General features: G+C 71.4%; 4 protein-coding genes and 1 pseudogene. 2 read left to right on the top strand and 3 right to left on the bottom strand.

Translation table 11 applies throughout. The features are described 5' to 3' along the window. The coding region (locus tag CCN39_RS46780) for a LysR substrate-binding domain-containing protein (RefSeq protein WP_086853554.1) at positions 1-721 on the top strand (721 nt) is incomplete at its 5' end. Between the two features lie 61 nt (positions 722-782). On the opposite strand, the gene CCN39_RS46775 is transcribed toward CCN39_RS46780, so the two are convergent. The 3 genes from CCN39_RS46775 to CCN39_RS46765 form a co-directional block, all read right to left on the bottom strand. Then, on the bottom strand, positions 783-1,520 hold the full coding sequence (locus CCN39_RS46775) for a dihydrofolate reductase family protein (protein ID WP_086853552.1): 738 nt from the start codon (positions 1,518-1,520) through the stop codon (positions 783-785). Beyond that, complete coding sequence (locus CCN39_RS46770) at positions 1,517-2,080, bottom strand: pterin-binding domain-containing protein (RefSeq protein WP_086853550.1); 564 nt, start codon at positions 2,078-2,080, stop codon at positions 1,517-1,519. Before CCN39_RS46770 ends, CCN39_RS46775 begins: the two co-directional genes overlap by 4 nt. Positions 2,081-2,195: 115 nt before the next feature. After that, entirely contained in the window at positions 2,196-2,495 is a 300-nt protein-coding gene (locus tag CCN39_RS46765; protein WP_086853548.1) for a YciI family protein, read from the bottom strand. A 212-nt stretch (positions 2,496-2,707) separates the two neighbouring features. Between CCN39_RS46765 and CCN39_RS46760 the strand changes: the two are divergent. Next, positions 2,708-2,960, top strand: a pseudogene (locus CCN39_RS46760) (hypothetical protein); the annotation flags it as partial.

The following is a 2,960-nucleotide window of genomic DNA, read 5'->3' as shown; positions in this document are numbered from 1 at the left end:
CCGCGCGCTCGTCGAGCGGGGCGAGCGCATCGAGCGCGAGCTCACCGCCGCCGAGAACGAACTCGCCGACTTCGCCGGGCTGCGCGCGGGCACCCTGCGCGTCGGCACCTTCCCGACGGTCGGCGCGTCCCTGCTGCCGCCGTCGGTGATCGCCTTCAAGGAAGCGCATCCGGACATCCGGCTGACCGTGCGGAGCAGCCGCATCGCCGGGCTGTGGCGGATGCTGGAGAACCGCGAGATCGAACTCTCGCTGATGTGGGACTACGACTGGTGCCGCATCGACCGCGGCGACGTCACCGTCACGCCGCTGCTCGACGATCCCCCGGCGCTCCTGGTCGGCGACCGGCATCCGCTGGCACGCCGCCGCAGCGCCGCGCTCGCCCAGCTCGCGGACGACGCCTGGATCACGCGCGCCGACAACCACCCGGTGGCCGAAGCGCTGACCCGCAGCTGCCGGGCCGTCGGGTTCGAACCCCAGATCGCCTACGAGGCCCACGACTACCAGGAAGCCCAGGCCATGGTCGCCGCCGGCATCGGTGTCGCGCTCGCCCCGACGCTGGCCCTGGACGGCGTCCGCCCCGGTGTCCGGGTGCTGCCCTTGCGGCCGCGCACCGCGGTGCGCCGGATCCTGCTCGTCCGGATGACCGATCACGCGCTGACGCACGCCGCGCAGGCCTTCGCCGAGCTTCTGCGGCGCAGCGCTGCTTCCCGCGGCGCATGATTCGGCCGGGACCCGCCTAGGGAGCCCCCGATTTCCACATTACCGGAGGGGACCGACAAAACTAGCGCGGTGCCCGATACCTGAGCAGCACACTCGCGCCGTCCGTGAGCACCGAAGCCAGCTCCAGCTCCGCCGGATCGACCGCCGCGCCGAGGGAGGCTCGGGTGGACGTTCCCGCCACCAGGAACGGCGCCACCGTCAACCGGAACTCGTCGACCAGCCCGGCCTCGATCAGCGAACCGAACAACCGAGGCCCGCCTTCGCAGTCGATGCGGCCCAAGCCTTCCGCCACCAGCGTCGACACCACCCGCTCGGCCGACACCGCCAGTTCCCCCGCCACGAACACGCGGGCGCCGTTCGCCGCCCAGGCCTCGCGCAGCGCCGAAGGGGCCGCCGAGGACGTGAAGACCAGCGTCGGGACCGCCGCCTTCGTGATCACCGGGGCGTCCGGTGGCAGGGAACGGCCCGTGGTCACCACCGCCACCGGAGCGATCGGGGCCAGGCCGAAGCGGCGGCGGCGTTCGGCCGTGGCGGCGTCGGGGCGCATTCCCTCGAACCCCTCCGCCATCGCCGTTCCCGCGCCCACCAGGACCACGTCGGCCAGGTCGTTGCCGAGGCGGTAGACCACCCTGTCCGCCGGGGTCGACAGCGCCCCGGACCGGCCCTCGACCGCGATCGCGCCGTCCGTGCTCGACACGAAGTTCACCGCCAGCCAGCGGGGGTTCGCCGGGTAGCTGTACAGCTGTTCGAGGTCGCTCTCGGCCAGGTCGCGCGCGGAGGGCCAGATCTGGCGGATCACTCCCATCGGACCGCCTTCGCCGGCGGGCGGGTGCCCGCGATGCTCGCCGCCATCTCCGCCACGTGGCGCACCTGGCGGACGTGCTTCGTGCGGATGATCGCCACCCCCGCCGACGCCGCGAGGGCCGCCAGCGCCAGCCCGCCGGGTGTTCCGTCGCCAGGCACCGAAGCCAGCACCGGCACGTCGCCGGCCGGCAGCGGCGCGCGGAACTCCCCGATGTCCATGACAACGGACGAACCGGCCACAGCAGGAACCGCCGGAGCGGCGTAACCGGCGTCGTACTGGGCCGCGACCTCGGCCAGGTCCGCGTGCGTCAGGATCAGGTCGGCGCCCGCTTCGCAGCAGGCCGCGGCGACCGACGGGTCCGCGGTGTCGACCCCGATGACGAGATCGGGGAAAGTCTTGCGCGCCTGCTCGACGAGGGATCCGGGGACGCTCACGAGATCGGCGCCGTCGGCGACGGCGTCGCGGGCCGCGGGGAGCGACTCGACCGCGGCCAGCACCAGCGCGCGGTCACTGCTCAACCGGCGGCCCCGGAAGACGAGGTCGGGGGTTTTCATCGCACTCTCCCTGGCTGGACGTCCTTCGCGATCATAAGCGAGGTCCGGCGGGAGAGCGTTCTTCGCCGTCAGGTGGCGGGGCATCGTCGCCGGGCCACCCGAACGCAGCGGCTCCTTAAGAGGCGATGGCCTCGTTGATCGCCAGCAGCTCCCGAGCGGTGCGCGTGGCGGTGAACTCGATGACGTCGTACCGGGCGAGCCGCTGGACCACGAACGGGTCACTGGCCAGCACGGCGTCGAGCTTGCCGCGCAGCACCGAGCGGACCAGGATCACGTGATCAGCTGCGCCGTTGCCCTTTCCGCAAACCAGGAAGAGTCCTTTCGCGAATTGTTTGCGCACCCAGTCCGAATGGTCCGGAAGCGCGTAGTCGACTTCTGTTTCGGGCGCCGTATAGGTCAACAATGCGATGTACATGTTTGCAGGGTAGAACGCCAAAGCCCACACCGCATCCGCCTGGCGAGTGGCACCGGACACGGTTTTCGTTAATATTCCGTCAAGAACATCGGAATTCCTTTACCAGCGCTTTTTCGACATACTCGCCGATTGCCGTACGCCCCTCGTCGTACGTCGCGGTGCCGCCGCCGGGCCGACGCGGCGACCCGGTCCGCGGAGCGAGACTCCACAGCATGAACGCACTGACCCGGATCTGGTCCGACGGACAGCGAGCCGAGCGCGTCGCCTACGCCGTCGGCGCGGCGCTGTTCCTCAGCGGCGTCGCCCACGCCCTCGTGCTCATCGCCACCGGCGGCTCGTGGCTGGGCCCGCTGTCGATGCGCAAAGCCGTCACCTTCGGCCTCTCGTTCGGGCTGACGCTCGCGTCGGTCGCCTGGGCGACGTCGTTCCTCACCATGCGCCCCCGGCTGCGCACCCTCCTGCTCG

It is taken from the genome of Amycolatopsis kentuckyensis (assembly GCF_002155975.1).
In the GTDB taxonomy this organism is placed as follows: Bacteria; Actinomycetota; Actinomycetes; order Mycobacteriales; family Pseudonocardiaceae; genus Amycolatopsis; species Amycolatopsis kentuckyensis.
Note: the sequence above shows the minus strand (reverse complement) of the source record. Positions and strands in the feature narration are given on the sequence as shown.

What these genes read in the sequence shown, in the direction of transcription:
- CCN39_RS46765 (WP_086853548.1), bottom strand. Translation starts at nt 2,495, where the DNA reads ATGTACATCGCATTGTTGACCTATACGGCGCCCGAAACAGAAGTCGAC.
- CCN39_RS46770 (WP_086853550.1), bottom strand. Translation starts at nt 2,080, where the DNA reads ATGAAAACCCCCGACCTCGTCTTCCGGGGCCGCCGGTTGAGCAGTGAC.